The organism is Sorangium sp. So ce726, from assembly GCF_051521405.1.
Classification (GTDB): Bacteria; Myxococcota_A; Polyangia; order Polyangiales; family Polyangiaceae; genus Sorangium.
The window spans coordinates 13,363,869-13,385,927 of sequence record NZ_CP150349.1; the positions used below are offsets into that span (position 1 = coordinate 13,363,869).

Here is a 22,059-nt window from a genome sequence, read left to right on the forward strand (position 1 = left end):
GCCGGTGCGAGGCGCTTGACTTTCTGATCGCGTTTGGATTCCCTGGCTCCCGAACACTCGCGTAAGCCTCGGGCTCGGCGCCCGCGCGAGCCTGGCTCGGGAGGGCGAATACCATGGTGCTGAGGACTTACTCGCTGATCGTGGGAGCGGTCATGGCGACGGCGGCCTGCGACGGAGGCTCGCAAGATGCGTCTACCCAGTCTGGCTCGTCCGACGGAGGCGGCGGGGCTCACGGCGGCGGAGGCAATGGCCCAGGCGCCATTCCCGGCGTACCGAGCCCCGGTGGGTGCCCGGAGATAGGCATGGATCCGGCCAACACCTATTACATCTGCGACTGCGGCGAAGGCGCGGCCGAGGGGTGCGTGGCGGGCGACGACGCGAACCCCGGCAGCCAGGAGTCGCCGTTCAAGACCTACGAGAAGGCGAGCATCACCTTCAACGAGCTCCCCCCCGGCGGCGGCACCGTCGCCTTCTGCCGCGGCGGCGTGTTCGACGTGCCCATGGGGCAGAAATGGGCGAACAGCGCCTGCAAGCCCGAGGCGCCGTGCGTCGCTCGCGATTATGATCCCGATTGGTCGGACAACGAAGAGCTGCCGCTGCCGGTCATCAAGGTCGCGGCCGGCTACGGGTTCGACATCGAAGACGGCGGCAACGCCAACACGGACGGCGGGTACCGCTTCCTGAACCTCGATCTCCGCGGCAACCCCGAGAAGCCCGGCTTCTTCTTCTACAACGACGTCGACGACGTCTTGATCTGCGGCGTCAGCATCGACGGCTTCAGCATCGGGGTCCAGGTCGCCGGGCAAAACACGCCGGATCCCGACAGCGACGGGCGCAGCACCAACATCGTCGTCCAGAACTCCTCGATCACGAACTGCCCGAGCCAGGGCTACCTCGGCGCCTGCGACGGTTGCGGCGTCGCGTACACGCGCTTCGAGAACAACGGGTTCGGGACCGCCGTCCTGAACCATCACATCTACTTCGGCAGCGAGAAAGAGAGTTTCGGCATGTTCGCGGTGGGCAACGACCTCTACCGCAACACCCTCGTGAACGGCAGCTGCGCCGCGACGTCGCTCGTGGTGCACGGCATGTTCACGGACCTCCTGATCGAGGGCAACACGGTGCGTGAAGACAAGGGCAAGGCCGATCTCGGGTGCTGGGGCATCACGGCCGATCCCGGCCACACGAGCGCCGAGTTCTTCTCCGGCCTGGTGATGAGGAACAACACCGTGATCAACATGGGCGGCGTCAGCATCGGCGTCACCGCGTGCCAGAACTGCCTGATCGAGAACAACCTGGTGATCCAGGAGCAGGAAGCCGGCGGTGTCTTGATCAGCGTCCCGAACAAGGGCGTCGCGCCCGACGACTCCCCGCTTCAGGCGATCACGGTCCGCAACAACACGCTCTACGCGAAGACGGACGGCAACGTCACCGGCATCAAGCTCGGAGAAGAGGGCACGGACCACTCGGTGACGAACAACGTCTTCGTGTACGAGGGCTCCGGCATCGACAGCTGCTTCGACTACAGCGGTCTGCCGGACAGCGCCTACGCCGCGCGCAACAACAACGTCTGCTACGGCGTGCTCGGCGCGACGCGCTGGACGAGCACCACCGAAGATCTCGCCGCCTTCCAGAGCGCGACGGGGCACGACACCGACTCCGTGGTGGCGGACCCCCTCTTCACCTCCACCACCGAGCCGTACGACTTCACGCCCGCGGCGGGCTCACCGCTGCTCGACGCCGCCTTGCCGGGGCCCGCCGACGACCTCGAGGGCGAGAGCCGCGGCGACAAGCCGGACATCGGCGCCTTCGAGCGCAGGTGATCCGCGCGCTCGCGCCGCTCGCGCCGACCGCCTGCGACGGCGCCGGCGGCGTTCGTCCGCGCCGAGGTCGAAGGCGCCACGCTCGGGCGAGGCGAGCGCATCGGCGCCGGGCGCGGCGGGCGCGCGCGGCAGGGGCATCGAGGGGCCGGACGGCCTCCGCATGGCCTTCGCGTCCGACGACACGGCCCGCGCTTCGACCCTCCACGAGCGCGCGCACGGGTTCGTCGGGTCCGCCCGCGAGGGAGATCTCCGGTAGGGCTGTCCGCTGCAGCCGGAGGACGCCGCCGGCCGGGCCCGAGGCCGTGCAGGTGGTGCTCGACCGGCCGCGGGGCGCGGGCTAGCCTGTGCGTGAAGGACCCACGATGAGCAAGAAGCTGGACGACGAGTTGGCCCAGGCGCTGTCTCTTGCAGAGCAGCAGGATACGCCCGCGGTGGTGAAGCCGGTCGCGGCGAGCCCGGCGCCGAAGGCGCGCCCGTCGCGCAGCCTCGGCCTGCTGGCGACGCTGCTCGTCATGGTGGGCGCGCTCGTCGCCCTGTTCCTGGTCGGCTTCAAGGAAGCGGCCGTCTACGCGACGCCCGTCGACCAGCTGCTCGCGTCGAAGGACAAGCTCGCCGGCCGCAAGGTCCGGGTCGAGGGCGAGCTCGTTCCCGGCACGCTGGTCAAGCGCGATTCGCCCTGCGAGTACCGCTTCCAGATCCACGGCACGCAGGCGGCGCTGCCTGTGCGCTACGCCCAGTGCGTCATCCCCGACACCTTCCGCGACGTCCCGAGCGGCGGCGTCCAGGTGACCGTCGAGGGCGCGCTCTCGCAGGGCGGCGACTTCGAGGCGAGCCTCGTGATGGCGAAGTGCACCTCGAAGTACGATCCGAACTCGCACGAGATGAAGGGCGGCGCCCAGCCCGGCGCGGGCCCGCTCTCGCTCAACTGAGCGCTCCCCGCCCAAAGGCGCCGCCGTGCGTGGCGCCGACTCGCCCAAAGGCGCCGCCGCGCGCGGCGCCGACTCGCCCAAGGGCGCCGCCTCGCGTGGCGCCGACTCGCCCGGACCCATCTCCCCGCTTTCTGGCAAGCCGCTGACTGGCTCGCTCGCGGGACCTTGAGCCTCCTCGACAAGCTGGTTAAGAGACATCCCCGGACCGACGCCCGAGGAGGAGGCATTTGAGCCAAGATCGCGATCTCGTCGTCCTGACGCAGAACATCTGGGGGGGAGTCGCCCTCTGGGAGCGGCGCCGGACGATGCTGGCCAGGCTCATCGGCGATCTGCGCCCTGGCCTCATCGGGCTCCAGGAGGTGCACGCGCCGGCGGCGAGCGGCGATCTCGGCCAGGCCGGGGAGCTCTCGCGGCTCGCCGGCGGATACCGGGCCTGGTTCGCGCCGGGCAGGGTCGCCGCGGGCGGCGAGTGCGAGGGGGTCGCGCTGCTCTGCCGGGAGGACATCGAGGTGCTCGACCACTCCGTGGAGGCGCTCACGCTCGATCGCGACGATCCGTTCGAGCGCGACAGCCAGCGCGTCGTCTTGCGCGCCGCGATCCGGCACGCCGGCGCGGTGGTCGACGTGCTCGTCACGCACCTCTCGCTGTCGAAGCGCGCGCGGGCGCGCACCGTCCGCGAGCTCGTGAGCTTCGCCGCGCGCGAGCGTCAGAAGTCGGGGAGCCACGGCGCCGTGCTGATGGGCGACTTCAACGCGCTCCCCAGCGAGGAGGCGGTCTGTTATCTCCAGGCGAGCGCCGGAAACGGCTCCTGGCTCGACGCCTGGACGCAGGCGCACCCGGGCAAGGTCGGCGGCACCTGGCCCGCGGGCCTGCCGCTGCGCCGCATCGATTATGTCTTCGTTCAACCGGGGGAGGGGTGGGCGATCACGCGCTGCGAGCGGGCGCCGTTCTCAGGCTCGGATCACCATGGCGTGGCCGCGTGGCTGCGGCTCGGCTCCTGAAGGGCGGGGCCCCGCTCGCCCGGATCTCCAGCGGAACTCGATGGATCAGGCCTTCGCGCGCAATCTGTACCTGCTGCGGCGGACCGGGTAGGCTGGCGGCACATGAGCAGGCTGCTGATCTTGGGGGCGACCGGCGGCACGGGCGCCGCGTTGATCCGTCAGGCGCTGGAAGCTGGACACGAGGTCTCGGCATTCGCGCGTACGCCCGCCACCATCCCTGTCCCGCACCATGAGCGGCTGCGCGCGCTCCGCGGCGACATCATGGATGCTGAGCAGGTGTCGCGCGCCGTGTCCGGTCACGACGCCGTCCTCTCGACCCTGGGGTCACGCGGCCTGGGTCCGACGCGCGTCTACTCGGACGGCATCGTCCACGTCCTGCGCGCGATGAAGGAGCATGGCGTCCGCCGCCTGATCGCCGTCACTGCGGCGGGCATCGGCGAGGAGCAGCAGCCTGCGCTCTGGTTCCGGCTCCTGGTCAAGCCGATGCTCCGCAACAGGTATTCCGACATGCTGCGCATGGAAGAGGCCCTCCGCCGGAGCGATGTGGCCTGGACCGTCGTGCGCGTCCCCAAGCTCACCGATGGGCGGCTCACCAAGGAGTGCCACGCCGAAGTCGACCCCTCGCCGCCGGAGGGCTACCTCTTTGGCGGTCCCACGATCTCGAGAGAGGATTTGGCGTATTTCATGCTCTCCCAGGTGGACAGCGACGAATACCTCCGCAAGGCGATCGTCGTGACGTCCTGAGGGCGAGGCGCGGTCGTCATCTCTTGACGCAGCCGCGGAGCATCGGTCTGCTGCCGCCCCCGCCGTTGTGGCCAGCCTGCGGCGCGCCTGCGGTGATCGCCGCGAATGCCGCGATCGCCGTGATCCTCGCGGTGCTGCCGAGCAGAGGCCTCAGAATACATGATCTTCTCCCCCAGGACCGCTCTCCCATTGTTCCTCGGTCTGGCGCTGATCGCCCTGAGCGGGTGCGAGCTGCTCGCCACAGCGGACCGCAGCAAGATCGATGCGCCCGCAATTGGCGACAATGGCGGAGAAGGCGGCAGCGGTGGACAGGGCGGCAGTGGTAAACAGGGCGGTAGCGGTGGACAGGGCGGCAGCGGTGGAGAGGGCGGCAGTGGTGTAGAAAGCGGTAATGGCGGAGAAGGCGGCAGCGGTGGACAGGGCGGCGCGCCTGGCGCGGTGTGCGGCGATGGCGCGGTCAGCGCTCCTGCCGAGATGTGCGACGATGGGAATCGGACGGCCGGCGACGGGTGCGATCCGGGTTGCGCGATCGAGCCTGGGTTCGCGTGCGCCGGCGCGCCGAGCGGTTGTACGAGCGGGTGCGGCGACGGCGCGCTGGGCGGCTCGGAGACCTGCGACGACGGCGGCGACAAGGACGGCGATTGCTGCTCGCGCGCGTGTCAGGTCGAGTCCGGCTGTGAGGTCGAGCCGAACGACGGATTCGCGTCGGCCAACGACGCCTTCGCCATCGCGCCCGGCGGTCGAATCCGCGCGTTCATCGACCCCGAATCCGACGTGGACGTGTTCTCGGTGACCGTCCCCGAGGGGGCGGTCGGGCGCATCAAGGCAGAGACGCTCGATGGCCCGCTGGGCACGACGTGCAGCTCGCTCGGCGTCGATACCCATGTGACGATCTTTGACGCGAGCCTGGCGAGCATCGAGGACAACGACGATGTCGCCGACGACGATTACTGTTCTTTCCTGGCGCTGCGCAAGCTGAGCCCTGGAGAGTATTTCGTCCGCGTGCAGATCTCCCCTGAAGCGGAGCCCGCGACGTTCGACTACACGCTCTCCCTCTCGCTGGCTACCTCGGTGTGCGGCGACGGCGTGCTGGAGGATCCGGAGCTCTGCGACGACGGCAACACGACCGGCGGTGACGGTTGCAGCGCCGCGTGTGAGCTGGAGCTCCGCACTCCCGAGGTCGAGCCGAACGACACCGCGGCGGAGACAGAGGGGCGCGCCGTGCTCCGGCCGAACGTGCTCGTCTCGGCGGCGATCGATCCCCTCGGCGATATCGACGTCTTCGCCTTCGAGGTGCCGGGCCTCGCGGACGTCCAGCTCGCGACGTTCAGCCCCGGGCGGCTGAACGAGTGTGTCCAGGGAGTCGACACCTTCCTCCAGCTGCTCGACGTGGACGGCGCGACGGTGCTGGCGAGCGACGACGACAGCGGCCCCGAGGCTTGCTCGCTCATCGACTCGAGCGTCGACGACAGGGCGACCCGGCTCCAGCCGGGCACGTATTATGTGAGCGTCGAGGAGTTCAACAACGACGCCTCCATCCCTGGGTACGACCTCCTCATCGCCTTCACCTCGCTCTGCGGCAATGGGGTGATCGAGGAGGGCGAGGCGTGCGACGGCGGGGAGCGGTGTTCCTTGGAGTGCGCGCGGATCCCGGTGTGCGGCGACGGAGCCATCGACGGCGCCGAGGCGTGCGACGACGGCGGGACCGAGGGCGGAGATGGCTGCAGCGCCGCGTGCCAGCTCGAGGGGACCCTCCCGGAGATCGAGCCGAACGACGCGCGAGGCCAGGCCACCGCGGGGCAGGCGACCGCGGCGGGGTCGCTGTTCACCGCGTCGATCTCTCCGCCGGGAGAGGTCGACTTCTTCGCCGTCGACGTCCCCGGCCTTGCCGAGCTGGACGTGGAGACCTTCGACGCGACCGGCCCGACCTCGTGCCGCGGCATCGACACCGTGGTGCGGCTCCTCGGGCCCGACGGGGCCGTGATCGCCGAGGACAACGACGGCGGCGAAGCCAGGTGCTCCCGTATCCGCGCCGCCGTCACCGCGCCGGGCGTCTATTACGTGCGCGTCCAGGACGCTGGAGGAGACTCCATCGCTGGATATACAGTGCGCGCGCGGACAACGGCCGTCTGTGGCGACGGCGTGGTCGAGGGCCTGGAGGAGTGCGACGGCGGCGCCGCCTGCGGGGCGACGTGCCAGCGCATCCCTGTGTGCGGCGACGGCTTCATCGACGAGCCCGAGGTCTGCGATGACGGCAACACCGGAGGCGGGGATGGCTGCGACGCCGCATGTCGGATCGAGGGGGCGATCGCCGAGATCGAGCCCAACTCGACCCCTGCCGAGGCCGAGGCGAACGGCGCTGTTGCGCCGGGAGCGCTCGTGTCCGGCGCGATCGAGCCGGACAGCGATGTCGACGTCTTCGCCCTGCGGCTCACGACCGTCTCCGATCTCCGGCTCGAGACCTTCGACTCGAGCGGCCCCGGGCGGTGCGCCGAGGGCGTCGACACGGTCCTCTCCCTCCTCTCGCCGGACGGGTCGACCGTGCTCGCCTCCGACGACGACGGCGGGATCGGCGCCTGCTCGCTCATCGACTCCAGGAGCCTCAGCGGGGCCGCGGCGCGCCGCCTGGATCCCGGGACATACCATGTCCGTGTCAGCGGCTTCCCCGAGCAGCCGGGGGCCCGCTACACGCTGCGGGTCTCGCTCGACGCCTCGTGCGGCGACGGCGTGAGGGAGGGCGCCGAGGAGTGCGACGGCGGCGCGCAGTGCAGCGCCCGCTGCGAGAGGCTCCCGGTCTGCGGCGACGGCTTCCTCGACGCGCCGGAGGGGTGCGACGACGGCAATGCCGCGGGCGGCGACGGGTGCAGCGCCGCTTGCCAGCTCGAGGCGGTGACCGCCGAGATCGAGCCGAACGACACCCCCGCTCAGGCCGCGGCGAGCGATCTCGTGATCTCGGGCGACGCGCTCCTCGCGGCGAGCCTCGCCGCGGGCGGCGACAGGGACTTGTTCCGCCTGAGCTTGCCTGTCGCCTCGGTCGTGCGCCTCGAGGTCTTCGACGGCACCGCGGCGGGCTGCGAGGGAGGCCTCCTCACGACGCTCCGCGTGCTCGACGCGGAGGGCGGGACGGTCGCGACGGACGAGGGGCTCTCCGACGCAGCGTACGCGGGCGGCATCGGCGGATGCTCGGCGCTCGTCGTGGCGTTGCCTTCCGGCGACCACGACGTCGAGGTCGCGGCGCGCGAGGGCGGCGCGGAATTTCCGCTCTACCTCCTCCAGGCCAAGATCCTCGCGCCGGCGGGCGCCGAGGAGGAGCCGAATGGCACCGTCGCCACCGCGAGCGGACCCGTCGGCTCCGATGTGTTCGTCGCCGGCGCGCGGACGACCGACGATTTCGACTTCTACGCCGTGGATGTCCCGGAGGGCCGGTCGATCCGCGCGGAGATCATCGAGGGCGGCGAGGAGGCGTGCGAGTCGCTCGAGATCGACAGCCGGCTGTCGCTGCTCGACGCCGAGGGCTCGCTCATCGCGGACGACGACGACAGCGGCCGGGGCAACTGCTCGATCCTCGACGGCACCGGGGACGCCCCGCGCCACCCCGGGGCTCACGCGCTACCGGCGGGGCGGTACTTCCTCCGCATCCGCGCCGCGTCGGGCGCCTCGGGCACCGCGGCCCTCTTCGACTACCGGCTGGCCGTCACGCTCCGCTGAGGAGCGCGGGCGCCGCCGGACGTCCGGGATCACCGCCAGTCCCATACGGCCGGGACGGCGCCCGTCCGCCGGCGCGCGTTCGACGCCGCGCGCCGCCGGGAGGCCGGGACGCACCCGCCGCCGCGCGGCGACTCGATGTCTCGATATCCCATCATCGCGAGACTGCCGCGCTCCGTCGCGCCGCCGCGCGGTGTGGCTCCGCGGTGCTCATCGGAGCCGCATGGGGGGGCCATACCCACAGGCGTCGGTAGGTAGACCGAGCGCCGGGGGCGGCACGGAGCTGCCTTGTACCTGGCCCGCGCGTCCGCCGCCGCGCGCCGCGCGCCCGCCCTGGCGTTCCCCGGCGATTCCCGCCCTCGGCCGCGCCTCGCGGCGCCGCCGGACACTGCCTCTCTCGGCGCGGGTGCGTGATACTTCGGCTGGATGTAGGAGCCCGCGGGGTGCGTTCAAGGCAGAGGGCATGAGTTCATAATCGAGGAGTGCCGGTATTCTCCATGGTTCTAACTCCGTCCTGTTTTTGACCGGAAAGATGCCAGTCAAAAGTGCTTGCGTGAGACCGCGGGGAGAATAGTCTCCTGTTGTTCGCGTCATGACCTCGGGGCGGGTTCCTCCGGGAGCGTGACCGTGACGGGACGACGACGACGTGCGTCGCGCCCGTCGGGGCACCGCTCTCCTGGCGCAGGCCCCGGGGGATTGCATCCCTTGGGTGACGATCTGGATAGGTATCTGCATCAAACTTCACCACAGATTCGATTCCTCGGAGGTATTTCTCATGAAGAATTTTGCTCGTTGGGTGCTCGCTTTCGCAACCGTCACGTCGATCTCGGGCAGCGCCTTCGCCATCCGGAACGACTGTTACTACGAGGTGTCCATGAAGACCGGGCTGAGGAAGGTGCCGGTCGGTAAGACCGTCTTCCAGCTGGCCGAGCAAGCGGGCACCCTGTGGAACGATGAGTGCGGCTACGTGGGCAAGTGGGGAGTCGTGGCGGGCCCGGGCGCCGCGGTGGCCGCCAACATCTTCCTTCGCCAGCAGACGACGATCGGGAACAACGACTGCGACTGGAACTCTTTCTATTTCACGGACGGGAGCATCTCGCTCCTGCCCACTGTGCCGATCCCGCCCAACACCGTGGGGTTCCCGCCCAGCTCCGGCATCACCTCACGGCTCCAGAAGGCGCCCCTGTGCAACTTCGTGGGGATGGAGAACGACTACAACGGCTACATCAGTGCCACGGTTCAGTTCTACTCCGCGCTGTCGATGCCCGTGCCGGTCACGTTCGCCCCGCACTGCTTGTGACGGCGTGCCTTTGAGACCGGTCTTCACTGGGCTCTGAGACGGCGCCCGGCGTCCGACCGATCGGCGAGAGCCTCCCTGCAGAAAGCCCTTAGTAACGGCCCCGGGCAGGTCGGGGAGGCGCTCGTCGATCGCGTCGTGCGGATTGGGGAGGGGGCGCCGGCGGAACGCCGGTAGCCCCTTTCTCTTCTCCGCCTCTGCCGAGCTCCAGGCCGCAGGGCTCTAGCCAGGTCAACTTGTCTGGAGGAACAATGATGCAACCGAGTTCGTCGCAACGGAACCCTTCGCGCCGGCCCTTGTGGATCGCCGCCGGATTGCTCCTGGTCGCCCTCGCCGGCGTCGCCCTCTTCCTCGCCTTCCGCTCCGGGGACGAGCAGACCGCCGGGGCGAGGGGCCCGGCCGCCGGGGCCGAGAAGCACGTCCGCTACCGCAACAGGGCGCTCGTGCGCGGCGCGGCACCAGCGGCGAAGGAGGAGGCGCGGCCCACCATCAGCGGCCTTGTCTATGGCACGGACGGGAATACCCTCGCCGGAGCGACCGTCGTCGCCATGACCTTCGAGGTCGCCGGCAACGTGCTCTCGACCGCGGGCTCCGTGAAGAGCGACGATGGAGGGCGGTTCGAGCTCACGCTCCCGGACGGCACCTATCAGCTGAGCGCGAGCGTCGATGGGTACGGGACCACGTCGACCACGGCGCGCCCCGGCGAGGCGGTGAGCCTCGTGCTGCCGAAGAGCGGCGTCATCGAGGGGCGCGTGCTGGACGAGCGAGGCGAGCCCGTGCGCCGCTTCTCGATCGACGTCCTCTCGGCCGTGACGGCGGAGACCCCGGCGACGCCGCCCCTGTTCTCTCGCACGTTCGAGAGCCAGGACGGCTCGTTCCGCGTCGATCAGCTGCCCTCGTGGGACGTCGTCGTGAGGGCGACGGCGGCGGAGTTCGCGCCCGCGTTCTCCACGAACGTCAACGTGCGCGCCGGAGACGTCGAGAAGATGGATCTGACCCTCTCGAAGGGATGTACCTTGACCGGGCAAGCGGTGGACTCGTCCGGCGCTCCGCTGCTTGGGGTGTACGTGGACGCCGAGTCACTTCTCGCCGTCGGCGAGATGAGCAGTCTGTCCATGGAGGCCGCCGCGCAGGCGCAGACCGAGGAGGACGGCTCCTTCAGCTTGCCGCACGTGCCGAAGGGCACGATCGTCGTCCGCGGCTATGACGGCAGCAACGCCGTGAGCTCGACCGAGCTCGAGGTCGCGAGCTGCGACGGCCTGAAGCCGGTGAAGCTCGTGATGTCGCCCGGCGGCAGCCTCTCCGGCGTGGCGCGGGACGGCGAGGGCAAGCCCGTCGCCGGCGCCCGGCTCACGCTCATGCACCGCCCGATCGGCTTCGTGAACACGGTGAGCGACGCGGATGGCAGCTTCAATTTCGACCAGGTCCCGCCCGGCGAGCTCCGCGTCATGATGCGGCGAGGCGAGGAGGTGATGCTCGCGGCGGTCGGCATCGAGGACGGGAAGAACACGCAGCATGACATCTCCTTTGCGCCCCGGGGCACCGGGGAGATCCGCGGCCGCGTCACGGTGGGCGGCAAGCCGCTCCCGGGGGCTCGCCTCATGATGGCCACCCAGATCGGGGACGACGGCGCGATCGGCATGTTCTACCCCGTCACAGCGGAGGACGGCTCGTTCCGCGCGTCCGGGCTCCCGACCGGCGGCTACATCATCAACGTCGAGTCGACGAGCATCGGGACCGCCGTGCACGTGAAGGCGGGCGAGGTCAAGACGGCGGATCTCCAGGTGATCGACCTGCCCAGCATGAAGGGCAACGAGGCCGAGCTCCCGCTGCGGTAGCGAGGCAGCGCCAGCGGCGATCTCCCGGCTGTCCGGAGGCGGAGCCTCCTGGACGGCCGGTCCGCGTTTTCAGGTCACTCCGCCGGGGTGACGGTCAGCGTGAACGGCCCCGAGGAGGCGGCGTTGTAGCTGTCGATGAAGATGTCGATCGGCTGGCCTGCTGTCGCCGCCACCGTGATCGACTCGGGCCACCCGGGCTCAAACGGATCATCCACACACGCGAGCTCGCTGCTCTGGTCTGCGCAGTCGCTACGCGCGTAGAGCACGACATCGGAGTGGCCCTCCGGCGTCGCGGTGATCGTCAGGTCGCCGCTCACCTCCGGGGTATACCGGTACACGAGCTCCCCGCCTTCGCCACCGCACGACGCCGTGACGCCCTGCGTGCCCTCGGAGGTGTCGCCCACCGTCGTTGCTTCCGTGAGCGTCGTCGCGGCCGTGCACAGGGGCTCCAGGTTCACCTTGCACTCGCCGCTGCACACGTTGTCATCCACGGTGTCTCCGTCGTCGCACTCCTCCGTGCCGACGCGCGCTCCGTCCCCGCAGATCTCCTCCGCGAAGGACACGTCGAGCGTATACGACGCGTCCATCCCGTTCTTGCCCTCGATGAAGATGAAATAGGTCTGATCGGCCTCGGTGAGGAGCTCGAGGGGGGCGTCTGCCGGTCCGAACGCAGGGACGCAGCCGAGCAGCGTCGTCTCGTCGTCGCAGCTCTCCCGGATGTACCAGTCGAAGTCGGTCTCCGTCGCCGTCGCGGCGATCTTGACCGCGCCCTTGGCCGGCGCGACGAACCGGAAGACCTGCTCTCTCGTGCCCGTGCCCGTGACGGACGTGGTGATACCAGGGCAGAGCGCCGCGAACAGGTTGGTGCCCGCCTCTGTCGTGCCGGTGAACCTCCCGCCCTCCGAGACGTCGGTGGCCTCCGCGCACGCCGCGGCGATGCTCTCGACGCACGCTGCCTTCGTCGAGCAGTCGCGCTCCTCGCAGTCCTGCAGGCCGTCCTTGTCCTCGTCCTCGGCGCTGTCGCAGATCTCACCCGACGAGACGCAGAACGCGGAGTCCTCGTCGCAGGCGCTCTTGCACTGCGCGTCGTCGTCGCAGCCGCCAAAGCACATCGTCCACCCGTCCTCGGTGACGTCGACGCACGTGTGCCCCGGCCTCCCGCAGTCGGACGCCTCTTCACAGGACTTGAGGCAGAGCGAGAAGCTGCCCTGCGGCAGACACTCGGAGCCCTCGCCGCAGGGCAAGAGCGCCGTGTCGCAGAGCCTTGTGCAGTAGCCGCCTGCCCAGCCGAACTCCTCCTCGGTCAAGCAGAGCCCGCCGAGGCAGTCGTCGTTGACCGTGCAGGCCTCGCCGTCCGCTTTCCCCTCCGGCGTGATGCCCTCGCCGTCGTCACCGCCCTGGCCGCCCTGGCCGCCTGCGCCGGACGTCGTTCCCACCGGCTCGATCTCGTCGTCGTCGCCGCACGCGGCGAGCGCGAGAGACATCGCTGTGACCGCTGACAGGGGAAGACCAAGTCGCATGTTGTTTCTCCTGAAATAGAGGTACAGCGCTCGTATCACGGAACGCAGCAAAACTCGCTACAACAGCAAAAGAAGCCTGGATTGACTGGAATTATTACGTCCAGAACGAAATGTGGTGGTAAGAAAAGAACCCTTACAATCGTTCAATGCTGAGACCGTGAAGTTTCAAAAACGAAACCTGTAGGGGATGTCCTTGACGCATGGCCGCAATTCGGGGTGCTGCCTAGGGGGGGTCCGGATGGCACGGTCAGTGCTTCATGGGAGGCAGCGCCGCCGGCGCGGCCTTCGCCCCCCTGAGGCCCCGGCGGCGCTGTCTTTTTGTCGGTCGTCGTCTCCCCGGTCGTGGTCGCCACGCCTGAGCCCACTGGCTCGCTGCGCCACGCCGGGCGCGACTGTCACGTGGCGCGCGGGGATCGAGCGCAGATCGCCGTAGCGTTGTATCGTCCCGCCGCCCCATGGCGACGAAGCTCATCGCTCCCTCGAGTCACCCCCCGAATCAGAAGTTCGAGTGCCGCGACTGCCCAGCTCGGTGCTGCCGGATGCCGTGGAACATCCGCTTCAGCAGCGACGAAGCCAGGCGGTACCTCGCCGAGCCCTGGGTGCGGGAGCGCGTCGGGGAAGAGGGGGCCCTCGTCATCGGGCGCGGCGTGCTGCCCGTGCGGGAGCGGGATCGCCAGCTCCAGTGCGTCTTCCTCGACGACGACATGCTCTGCAGCATGCAGAAGCGGTTCGGCCACGAGTACATCCCGAAATCGTGCCAGGCGTTCCCGTTCGGGTTCGTCCGAGACGAGAAGGAGGTCGTCGTCGCGCAGCTCTCCCAGCTGTGCCCGTCGATCCGCGACAACTACGGCAAGCCCGTGGACCGCCAGCTCAAGGCGAAGCTCCAGCAGCGAGGCGACACGGAGCGGATGTCGAAGGCGCTGGCGACGCTGAGCGGCGTGATCCTCGCGCAGCCGCTCTATCTGCGCGCCGCGAGGCACTGGGAGGAGCAGCTCGCGACCGGCGCGTCGCCGGCGTCGACGCTGGCGCAGCTCTATGACTGGACGGCGGCCTTCGAGCGCGCTCTCCCCCAGGGCCAGGGGCGCGCGACGGACGCCTCGGTCGACGCCGCCCTCGGGCAGGCCGGCAAAGAGGAGCCCGAGCCGCTCGAGCCCCGCAAGAAGCCCTCTTTCTATGCGCGGGTGTTGTTCGCCTATCTCCTCGGCAACCTCTGTTATCCGTCGCGGGTCCGCGAGTCCCACCGGGTCGAGAAGGCCTCCTGGACGGAGCTCCAGGCGCTGCGCAGCTTCGGGAACAAGGCCGCCTGGATGCTCGGGCGAGGCACCGTCGATATGCTGTTCGTCCCCAGGCCGTTCAAGCTCCAGCGGGTGAGCACGGTCGATCGCTTCCTCGCCGGCGACGAGGGGACCGCCGTCAAGGACTACCTGCGCCTCGTGCTCCAGCGCCGGCACATCTTCTCGGCGCCGAGGCACCTCCTGGCGGCCGTGCTCGACCTCTCGCTGGCCACCGTCGTGATCTCCCGCTTCGCCCGCTGCCGTGCCGCGGCGGACGGCAGGGTCAAGGTCTCCGTGGAGGACGTGCGGGAGGGCATCAGCGTCGCCGAGCTCGTCCTCCTGAGCCACGCGGCCCTGTCGGAGCAAGGCACGCTGATGAAGAACCTGCGCTGGCTCCTGCTCACGAAGCGCGAGAGCTTCCGGGCCTTCCTCGCCACCGAGGCATAGGCCCCTCGTCCGCCTGGTTGGGCCGGCTACCGGGACAGCGCTTAGCACCTCGCGTCAACGTCAGGCCGGGCTCGCCTAACCGCCGACCGCGACTATTCTCGCGCCCACCGGGCCCAGCTGGCCCATGGAGGCACGCGCATGATCGTCATGAAGTTCGGCGGCAGCTCGGTCGAGAGCCGCGCGCAGATCGAGAAGGTCCTTCACATCGTCAGAGCCCGCCTGGCCCGCCGCCCCGTCGTGGTGAGCTCCGCTCACAAGGGCATGACCGACGCGCTGATCAACGCCGCCAAGGCCGCCGCCACGGGGCGGTTCGATCCCTCCGTCCCGGTGAACAAACAGCGCGCGGTCGCCGAGTCGCTCGGCTGCGCGCCCGACCTCCTCGCGCCCTTCTACGAGGAGATCGCCGATCTCCTGCGCGGCATCAGCCTCGTCAAGGAGCTCAGCCCGAGGAGCCTCGACTACATCGCGAGCTTCGGAGAGCGCATGGCCGTGCGCTGCATCGCGGACTTCTTCGCGAGGAGCGGCGTGCCGGCCCGCGCTTACGACGTCTGGGACCTCGGCTTCATCACCGACGCGAACTTCGGCCGCGCGCGCCCGCTGCCCGGCTTCGACGCCCGGATCAAGGCCATCTTCGCCGAGCGCGTCCCCGAGGAGATCGTGCCGATCGTCACCGGCTTCGTCGGCCGCAACGAGGCCGGCGAGATCACGACCGTCGGCCGCAACGGGAGCGACCTCACGGCCACGCTGGTCGCGGCGGGGCTCGGCGCCGAGGAGGCGCAGATCTGGAGCGACACCGACGGCGTGATGACCGCCGACCCGAGCGTCGTGAAGACGGCCCGAAACATCCCGACGATGCGCTTCGAAGAGGCCGCGGAGCTCGCGTTCTTCGGCTCCCGCGTCCTGCACCCCTCCACGCTCCTGCCCGCCATGGAGAAGGGCATCCCGGTGCGGGTGCTCAACACGAACCGGCCGGATCACCCCGGTACGGTCATCGACTTCAATACCGACGCCGCGTCCCCGGCCGTGACCAGCATCGCCTACCGCGAGCGGCAGGTCGTGCTCAAGATCAGCTCGACCCGGATGTTCGGCGAGGTCGGCTTCCTCGCGCAGGTGCTCGCCGTGCTGGCCCGGCACGAGGTCGTGATCGACGTGATCACCACGTCCGAGGTCTCGGTCTCGATGACCACCGACGACCTCGGGAAGCTCAGCCGCGCGCTCCCCGAGCTCGAGCAGTTCGGCGCCTGCGAGGTCCTGCCCAACCGGACGACCCTCGTGATCGTCGGCCAGGGCATGCCCAAGCAGAAGGGCGTCGCCGCGCAGGTGCTCGAGGCGATGGCCCAGGCCGGCGTCAACGTCGAGATGCTCAGCTACGCCACGGGCAGCGTCAACCTGTCGATGGTCATCGAGGACGCGCACGTCGCCTCCGCGGTCGGCGTTCTGCATCACTCCCTCTTCGAGAAGGCGCGGTGACGCCCCCCGGCGTGCCGAACAGGTTGAACCTCGAGAAGCGGCAGAGATTTCACAGGGAGGCGAGGAGACGGGGAGATTTTTCTTTCTCTTCCTCCTCGCCTCCCCGTCTCCCTGTTGTTTTTTCTCGCATCCTCGACGCGATCGGTGTTCCTGCCGGGTGACGGGACGTTGACAGGCGTGACGCGACGCGAGCGCCGCAGTAGGCGTAGGCCTCGGTCGGACCAGGCGTCCGGCCCCGGGGAGACGATGACAGCGGCACACCTCGACGGCAGCGCGACGATCCCGCGCGAGAGCACGACGGACATCCTGCGGCGGATCGAGGCCGCGCACGGCACATTCGCCACGCGCACCGCGCTTGCCTTCGACGCGGACGGCACCCTCTGGGAAGGGGACGTGGGCGTCGACCTCTTCGAGGCGTTCCTCGCGGGGCGCTGCGCGCGGCCCGAGGCAGAGGCGGCGCTGCGCCGCGAGGCCGAGGCGTTCGGCGTCGCCGCGGAGGGCGGCGCGCACGAGATCGCGAGCGCGCTCTACGCGGCGTTCAACGCCGAGCGCTACCCGGAGGACAGGGCCTTCGCGATGATGGCGTGGGCCTTCGCGGGGTGGCGCGAGGACGAGCTCGCGGCGCTCGTCGACCGCGTGCTCGAGGAGAAGGGCCACGCCGGGCGGATCCGGCCTTCGCTGCTGCCGATCCTCGACTGGGCGCGCTCGCGCGGCGTCCCGGTGTTTGTCGTCTCGGCGTCGCCGCGCGCCGTGATCGAGCGCGCCGTCGCGCGCCTCGGCGTCGCGCCCGAGCGCATCGCCGCGATGACCCCGGCCGTCCACGAGGGCCGGCTCGCCCCCGAGCTCGGCGCGCCCGCGACCTACGGCGAGGGGAAGACCCGCGCCCTCGAGCGCATCTTCCCCGAGCTCGCGGTGCTCGCGGCCTTCGGCGACAGCGCCTATGACGCCGCCCTGCTCCGGACGGCCCGGGTGCCCGTCGCGGTCTCCCCGAGCCCCAAGCTGCTCGCGGTCGCCGACTCGATCCCCGGGCTCGTCCTGCTCGCCACCTGAGCTTTTGCCATGGCCACCCTCTCGCTCCGAGGCCTGACCCGCCGGTTCCCGAGCGCCGAGCGCCCCGCGCTCGCCGGCCTGGATCTCGACGTCGATGACGGCGAGCTGCTCGTCCTCGTCGGCCCCTCCGGCTGCGGCAAATCGACGGCGCTCCGGCTGATCGCGGGCCTCGACAGCCCCGACGGCGGCACGGTCTCGATCGGCGGGCGCGACGTCAGCCGCGTCGCGCCGGAGGACCGCGACGTGGCCATGGTCTTCCAGGGCTACGCGCTCTACCCGCACATGACCGCGCGCGACATCATGGGCTTCCCGCTCAGGATGCGCGGGGTCGCGCGGGAGGAGCGGGCGCGCCGCGTCGAGGAGGCGGCGGCGCTGCTCGCCATCGGCCACTTGTTAGAGCGGCGCCCCGGCGAGCTCTCCGGAGGCGAGCGCCAGCGCGTCGCCATGGGGCGCGCGATCGTGCGCGCCCCGGCGGCGTTCCTCTTCGACGAGCCGCTCTCGAACCTCGACGCCGCGCTGCGCGCCGAGCTCCGGGTCGAGCTCGCGGCGCTCGTGCGCCGCCTCGGCACGACGTCGGTCTACGTGACCCACGACCAGGTCGAGGCCATGACCATGGGCGACCGCATCGCCGTGCTCCGCGCCGGCGAGCTCCAGCAGGTCGGCCCGCCGCGCGTCATCTACGAGGCGCCGGCGAACACCTTCGTGGCCGGGTTCCTGGGCACGCCGGCGATCAACCTCCTCCCGCTCGAGCGCTCCGGCGAGCGCTACGAGGGCGCGGCGCTCTCGCTGCCCGCCCCGCCGGGGGTGGCGCTCCCCGACCGGGCCATCGCCGGCGTGCGGCCCGAGCACCTGCGCGTCGCGCCGGGGCGCGGATCGCACGACGACGCCGGGGCGCAGGGCGAGGTGGAGGTCGAGGCGCGCGTCGTCGTGGCCGAGCCGCTCGGCGCCGAGACGTTCCTGTACCTCGACGCGGGCGGGACACGGCTGCGCGCGCGGGCGCACGGCTTCGCGACGCCCGCGCCGGGCGAGGCGGTGCGCGCGCGGCTCGATCCGCGCGACGTGCTCTGGTTCGACGCGGGCTCCGGCGCGCGGATCGCCCCGCCGCGGGCGGCGTCATGAACGGGGAAGGCCGCGCCGTGCGCTCGCGGCGCGACGCGCTCCGGGCGCTCGCCGCGTCGCTCGCCGCGGCCGCGGCGGGCTCGATCGGCTCGATCGGCTGCGCGCGGCGCGCGCCCGACGGGCGGATCGAGGCCTCGCTGTGGTTCGCCTATGGCGGCAAGAACCGCGAGGTGCTCCTGTCGCTCGTCGACCAGTTCCACCGCGAGCAGGGCCGCTACCGCATCGACGCCGTGTACCAGGGCGACTACTTCGAGGCGCTCGCCAAGCTGCGGACCGCGTTCGCGGCGGGCGCGGCGCCCGCCCTGACGCACGTGGTCGGCGAGGTGGTGCCCTACCTGGCCGAGGCGGGCGTGCTCGAGCCGCTCGACCGGTTCCTCGCCGGCGCCCCGGGCGGCGACCTCGACGTGGTCGAGGCCCTCGGCCAGTCGGGGACGTTCATGGGCGGCGGCGAGCGCCCGCTCGTGTGCCTGCCGTTCAACCGATCGACGCCGATCGCCTACTACAACCGGAATGTGTTTCGCGAGCTCGGGCTGTCGCCGCCGACGACCTGGGACGAGCTGCGCGCGACGGCCGCGCGGCTCGTCGTGCGCGACGGCGCGAGCACCCGGCGGTGGGGCTTCGAGTGCCCGGTCGACTGGTGGTTCTGGGCCGCGCTCGTCGGGCAAGCGGGCGGCGACGTCGTGGCCCCGGACGGCACGCCCACGCTCGGCGGGGAGGCGGGCGTGCGCGCCCTCCGGTTCTGGCAGACCCTCGTGCACGAGGACCGCACGATGAAGCCGCCGCCTGGGCGCGATTACAACGCGTGGCAGGTGACGAACACCGACTTCCTGGCAGGCCGGGTCGCGATGATCTGGACCTCGACCGCGTTCCTTCGATACCTGGAGGACAACGCGAGCCAGGCGGGCGCGGGGAAGTTCGAGGTCGGCGCCGCCCCGCTGCCGCGCGACGTGCGCGCCTCGGTGCCCACGGGCGGGACGATGTTCGTGATGCCGCGGGGCGCCGCGCCGGCGGCGCAGGAGGCGGCGTTCGCGTTTCTTCGCTGGATGATGCAGCCGGAGCAGGCGAACTCGTTCGCGACGCGGACAGGCTATATCCCGGTCTCGCGCCGCGGCCTCGAGGTGCTCAGGCAGGGCGGCTACTACGATGCGCACCCGAACGACCGCGTCGCCGTGGACCAGCTCGCGCACGCCGCGCCCTGGCCCTGGTCTCCGGACCTGTTCCGCGTCCAGCGCGAGGCGGTGCAGCCTCGGCTCGAAGAGGCGGTGCTCGCCCCGCGCGACGCCGCCGAGACCCTCTCCGAGGCCGTCCGCGCGGCGCGCGAGCGATGAAGCCCAAACACCCCCTCTCGCCGTACCTGCTCCTCCTGCCCACCGCGGCCTTCCTGGCGGTGTTCTTTTTGGTCCCGCTCCTGCTCGCGGCCAAGAACAGCTTCTTTGCGTGGGACCTGCTCACGCCCCCGCGGTACGTCGGGCTCCGGAACTACGAGGTCCTCGTCGAGAGCGGCGAGCTCGCCGGCACGCTGCTCCGAACGCTCGGCTACAGCGCCGTCGTGGTGGCGCTCTCCGGTGCCCTGGGGCTCGCGCTGGCGGTGGCGCTCGATCGCCCTGGGCCGGTCTATGCCTTCGTGCGTGGCGCGGTGTTCAGCGCCTATGTCGTGTCGTGGGTCGCGGTGGCGCTCCTCTGGATGTGGATCCTCGACGCCGAGGGGGTCTTCACCGTCGCGCTCCGCTGGCTCGGCCTGCCGACGATGAGCTGGCTCGGCGATCCCCGCTCGGCGTTGCTCGCGCTGGCCGCGGTGAGCGTCTGGAAGATCACCGGCTATGCCATGGTCATCTTCCTGGCCGGCCTCCAGGACATCCCCCGCGCGCTCCACGAAGCGGCCGCGCTCGACGGCGCTGGCCCGTGGCGGCGGTTCCGCCACGTGACATGGCCGCTGCTCCGCCCGAGCGCCGCCTTCGTGGCGACGACGAGCCTCATCCTCTCCTTTCAGGCGTTCGACGTGATCCGCGTGATGACGCAGGGAGGGCCGGTCAAATCGACGACCCTCTTCGTCTACGCGATCTACGAGCACGTCTTCGTGAACCTGCGGGTCGGCCGGGCCAGCGCTATGATCGTGATCTTCTTCGGCTTTTTGCTCCTCCTGACGGTCCTGCAGCTCTGGGCGCTCCGCGCGGGCGTGCCGCGCGAGGGGAGGCGGCCGTCGTGACGGCGGGGCAGCGCGGCGGCGCCGGCGCGGGGCTCTTCGACTCCCGCTCGCGCCGCTTCGTCTCGGACGCCGTGCTCCTCGTGGTGGCCATCGTGTGGCTCGGGCCGTATGCGTGGATGACGATCACCTCGCTGAAGACGCTGCCCGAGATCACCCGCGCTCCGGCTTACCCCTTGCCGCAGGCCTTCCAGCTCGGCGCGTACCGCGAGGTGCTCCAGGCGGTGCCGGTGATGCGGTATTTCGCCAACACCGTGCTCATGGCGACGGCCATCGCGCTCTTGCAGATCGCCCTCGCGCTCCCGGCCGGTTATGCGCTTGCGAAGCTCAGGTTCGTGGGGCGGAGCGCCGCGTTCGTCATCGTGCTCTCGTGCCTTCTCATCCCGGCGCAGGTGACGTTCGTGCCGGTCTTCACGATGCTCGGCTCGGTCGGCCTCGTGAACACGTTCGGGGCGCTGATCCTGCCCTTCGGGGTGAGCGCGCTCGGCACGTTCCTGGTGCGCCAGGCGCTGCTCTCGGTCCCTGACGAGATCATCGAGGCGGCGAGGATGGATGGGGCCGGCGAGCTCAGGATCGTCTACCTGATCCTGGGCCCGATGCTGCGGCCGACGCTCTCGGCGCTGTTCCTGTTCAGCTTCGTCTTTCACTACAACGATTACTTCTGGCCGCTCGTCATGACGACCGACGACCAGGTGCGCACGCTGCCGCTCGCGATCGCGCTCTTGCGGGAGCAGGGGACAGGGGTCCGCTGGCACCTCGTGATGGCCGGCAACGTGATCCTGAGCCTGCCTGTGCTCCTCGTGTTCGCGGCGGCGCAGCGGCAGATCCTGCGCGCGGTGACGGCCCGGATCTGAGCGGCGCGGGCACCCGGGCAGGCCCGGCGCCGGAGCCCAGCGATCCAGCGGTCTACCGGCCGGCGTGTGCATCGACGTGGCAGTGAGCGCCGGGCGCGATCGAGCCCTGCCATCGTCGCTGTCGCGCGCCCCCTGCGCTTCGCTCGGGCGGCGGTTGACTGGACGGCACAGCGCGCCGCAGCGTCGGCGGCAGAAGAGAGCGCTGCGCGGTTTGTTCTCGTCCGGACGCCCTCGTTTCTGGCCTGGTCGTCGCACCCGCTCGCGCCGGCCAGGACAGCGCCGGCCACGGCAGCGCCGGCCAGGCGCTGCGGAAGGAGATCCACGATGACCACGACCGAACCCATGTTGCAGAGGCAGATGGTCCAGAAGGAAGAGGGCAGGGTCACGACGAAGATCGAGGAGAGGACCGCAAGGATTCCGTCCGGCACCTATCTCGGGTTGGCGATCGGCTCGATGGCGCTCTCGGCCGGCTTCATGCTGGTCGGCAAGAAGCAGATCGCGAACTTCATCGGCCAGTGGGCGCCATCTCTGCTCGTGATCGGCCTGTACAACAAGCTGGTCAAGATCGAGCACGAGCTGGGATACGGCAATTACCGCTGACAGCCTCTCTCGCGAGCTCCGGCCTCCGAGCTCGGGCCTCCATCCAGCCGGCTGCTCGGCGCCCTCCGTGGCGCCGTCGCGACCCCATGGTCGAGCGCCCGCCCCAGCGTGCGCGGCGCGCGACGCCCTTCGCGCCTCACCTGAGAATACCCGTTCCCGTTCCCGCCTGCGGACGGCGCGCCGCC

At 70.6% G+C, this 22,059-nt stretch carries 16 protein-coding genes; 15 read left to right on the plus strand and 1 reads right to left on the minus strand.

Annotated elements, in window-relative coordinates:
• Positions 1-113 precede the first annotated feature (113 nt).
• From WME79_RS49865 to WME79_RS49895, 7 genes are all read left to right on the plus strand, one after another.
• On the plus strand, positions 114-1,823 hold the full coding sequence (locus WME79_RS49865) for a hypothetical protein (RefSeq protein WP_437530384.1): 1,710 nt from the start codon (positions 114-116) through the stop codon (positions 1,821-1,823).
• A 362-nt stretch (positions 1,824-2,185) separates the two neighbouring features.
• Positions 2,186-2,752, plus strand: a complete 567-nt coding sequence (locus tag WME79_RS49870) for a cytochrome c maturation protein CcmE (RefSeq protein WP_437530387.1) — start codon at positions 2,186-2,188, stop codon at positions 2,750-2,752.
• A 227-nt stretch (positions 2,753-2,979) separates the two neighbouring features.
• On the plus strand, positions 2,980-3,753 hold the full coding sequence (locus WME79_RS49875; protein ID WP_437530389.1) for an endonuclease/exonuclease/phosphatase family protein: 774 nt from the start codon (positions 2,980-2,982) through the stop codon (positions 3,751-3,753).
• Positions 3,754-3,855: 102 nt separating this feature from the next.
• A complete protein-coding gene (locus tag WME79_RS49880; protein WP_437530392.1) occupies positions 3,856-4,497 on the plus strand; it encodes an NAD(P)-dependent oxidoreductase in 642 nt (213 codons plus the stop codon).
• Positions 4,498-4,656: 159 nt separating this feature from the next.
• Positions 4,657-8,205 (plus strand): DVUA0089 family protein, encoded by a 3,549-nt coding sequence (locus WME79_RS49885; RefSeq protein WP_437530394.1) that lies wholly within the window; start codon positions 4,657-4,659, stop codon positions 8,203-8,205.
• 793 nt (positions 8,206-8,998) lie between these two features.
• Positions 8,999-9,502, plus strand: a complete 504-nt coding sequence (locus WME79_RS49890; protein ID WP_437530397.1) for a hypothetical protein — start codon at positions 8,999-9,001, stop codon at positions 9,500-9,502.
• Positions 9,503-9,813: 311 nt separating this feature from the next.
• Positions 9,814-11,337 carry an MSCRAMM family protein gene (locus WME79_RS49895; protein WP_437530400.1) on the plus strand — a complete coding sequence of 508 codons (1,524 nt, stop codon included), beginning with the start codon at positions 9,814-9,816 and terminating at the stop codon, positions 11,335-11,337.
• Positions 11,338-11,411: 74 nt separating this feature from the next.
• Here the strand turns inward: WME79_RS49895 and WME79_RS49900 are convergent, their stop codons facing one another.
• The gene (locus WME79_RS49900) at positions 11,412-12,857 is read right to left on the minus strand and encodes a hypothetical protein (RefSeq protein ID WP_437530403.1); all 1,446 of its coding nucleotides are present in this window, start codon (positions 12,855-12,857) and stop codon (positions 11,412-11,414) included.
• Positions 12,858-13,396: 539 nt separating this feature from the next.
• On the opposite strand from WME79_RS49900, the gene WME79_RS49905 reads away from it, so the two are divergent.
• The 8 genes from WME79_RS49905 (at position 13,397) to WME79_RS49940 (ending at position 21,874) form a co-directional block, all read left to right on the plus strand.
• Positions 13,397-14,578 carry a YkgJ family cysteine cluster protein gene (locus WME79_RS49905; RefSeq protein ID WP_437530405.1) on the plus strand — a complete coding sequence of 394 codons (1,182 nt, stop codon included), beginning with the start codon at positions 13,397-13,399 and terminating at the stop codon, positions 14,576-14,578.
• 138 nt (positions 14,579-14,716) lie between these two features.
• Positions 14,717-16,048 carry an aspartate kinase gene (locus WME79_RS49910; RefSeq protein WP_437530408.1) on the plus strand — a complete coding sequence of 444 codons (1,332 nt, stop codon included), beginning with the start codon at positions 14,717-14,719 and terminating at the stop codon, positions 16,046-16,048.
• Positions 16,049-16,294: 246 nt separating this feature from the next.
• Complete coding sequence (locus tag WME79_RS49915; RefSeq protein WP_437530411.1) at positions 16,295-17,098, plus strand: HAD family hydrolase; 804 nt, start codon at positions 16,295-16,297, stop codon at positions 17,096-17,098.
• Between the two features lie 9 nt (positions 17,099-17,107).
• The gene (locus WME79_RS49920) at positions 17,108-18,217 is read left to right on the plus strand and encodes an ABC transporter ATP-binding protein (RefSeq protein WP_437530414.1); all 1,110 of its coding nucleotides are present in this window, start codon (positions 17,108-17,110) and stop codon (positions 18,215-18,217) included.
• Positions 18,214-19,545, plus strand: coding sequence for an ABC transporter substrate-binding protein (locus WME79_RS49925; RefSeq protein WP_437530417.1), 1,332 nt, complete (start codon positions 18,214-18,216; stop codon positions 19,543-19,545). Before WME79_RS49920 ends, WME79_RS49925 begins: the two co-directional genes overlap by 4 nt.
• Positions 19,542-20,423 (plus strand): carbohydrate ABC transporter permease, encoded by an 882-nt coding sequence (locus tag WME79_RS49930; RefSeq protein ID WP_437530419.1) that lies wholly within the window; start codon positions 19,542-19,544, stop codon positions 20,421-20,423. The genes WME79_RS49925 and WME79_RS49930 overlap by 4 nt, the downstream gene beginning before the upstream one ends.
• Entirely contained in the window at positions 20,420-21,274 is an 855-nt protein-coding gene (locus tag WME79_RS49935) for a carbohydrate ABC transporter permease (RefSeq protein WP_437530422.1), read from the plus strand. The genes WME79_RS49930 and WME79_RS49935 overlap by 4 nt, the downstream gene beginning before the upstream one ends.
• Positions 21,275-21,598: 324 nt before the next feature.
• Entirely contained in the window at positions 21,599-21,874 is a 276-nt protein-coding gene (locus WME79_RS49940; protein ID WP_437530425.1) for a hypothetical protein, read from the plus strand.
• Positions 21,875-22,059 lie beyond the last annotated feature (185 nt).

Bases quoted from the DNA above. Each gene is read 5' to 3' on its own strand.
- WME79_RS49915 (WP_437530411.1), top strand. From the start codon at position 16,295: ATGACAGCGGCACACCTCGACGGCAGCGCGACGATCCCGCGCGAGAGC.
- WME79_RS49940 (WP_437530425.1), top strand. From the start codon at position 21,599: ATGACCACGACCGAACCCATGTTGCAGAGGCAGATGGTCCAGAAGGAA.
- WME79_RS49905 (WP_437530405.1), top strand. From the start codon at position 13,397: ATGCCGTGGAACATCCGCTTCAGCAGCGACGAAGCCAGGCGGTACCTC.
- WME79_RS49885 (WP_437530394.1), top strand. From the start codon at position 4,657: ATGATCTTCTCCCCCAGGACCGCTCTCCCATTGTTCCTCGGTCTGGCG.
- WME79_RS49930 (WP_437530419.1), top strand. From the start codon at position 19,542: ATGAAGCCCAAACACCCCCTCTCGCCGTACCTGCTCCTCCTGCCCACC.
- WME79_RS49910 (WP_437530408.1), top strand. From the start codon at position 14,717: ATGATCGTCATGAAGTTCGGCGGCAGCTCGGTCGAGAGCCGCGCGCAG.
- WME79_RS49900 (WP_437530403.1), bottom strand. From the start codon at position 12,857: ATGCGACTTGGTCTTCCCCTGTCAGCGGTCACAGCGATGTCTCTCGCG.
- WME79_RS49870 (WP_437530387.1), top strand. From the start codon at position 2,186: ATGAGCAAGAAGCTGGACGACGAGTTGGCCCAGGCGCTGTCTCTTGCA.
- WME79_RS49880 (WP_437530392.1), top strand. From the start codon at position 3,856: ATGAGCAGGCTGCTGATCTTGGGGGCGACCGGCGGCACGGGCGCCGCG.
- WME79_RS49865 (WP_437530384.1), top strand. From the start codon at position 114: ATGGTGCTGAGGACTTACTCGCTGATCGTGGGAGCGGTCATGGCGACG.
- WME79_RS49925 (WP_437530417.1), top strand. From the start codon at position 18,214: ATGAACGGGGAAGGCCGCGCCGTGCGCTCGCGGCGCGACGCGCTCCGG.
- WME79_RS49920 (WP_437530414.1), top strand. From the start codon at position 17,108: ATGGCCACCCTCTCGCTCCGAGGCCTGACCCGCCGGTTCCCGAGCGCC.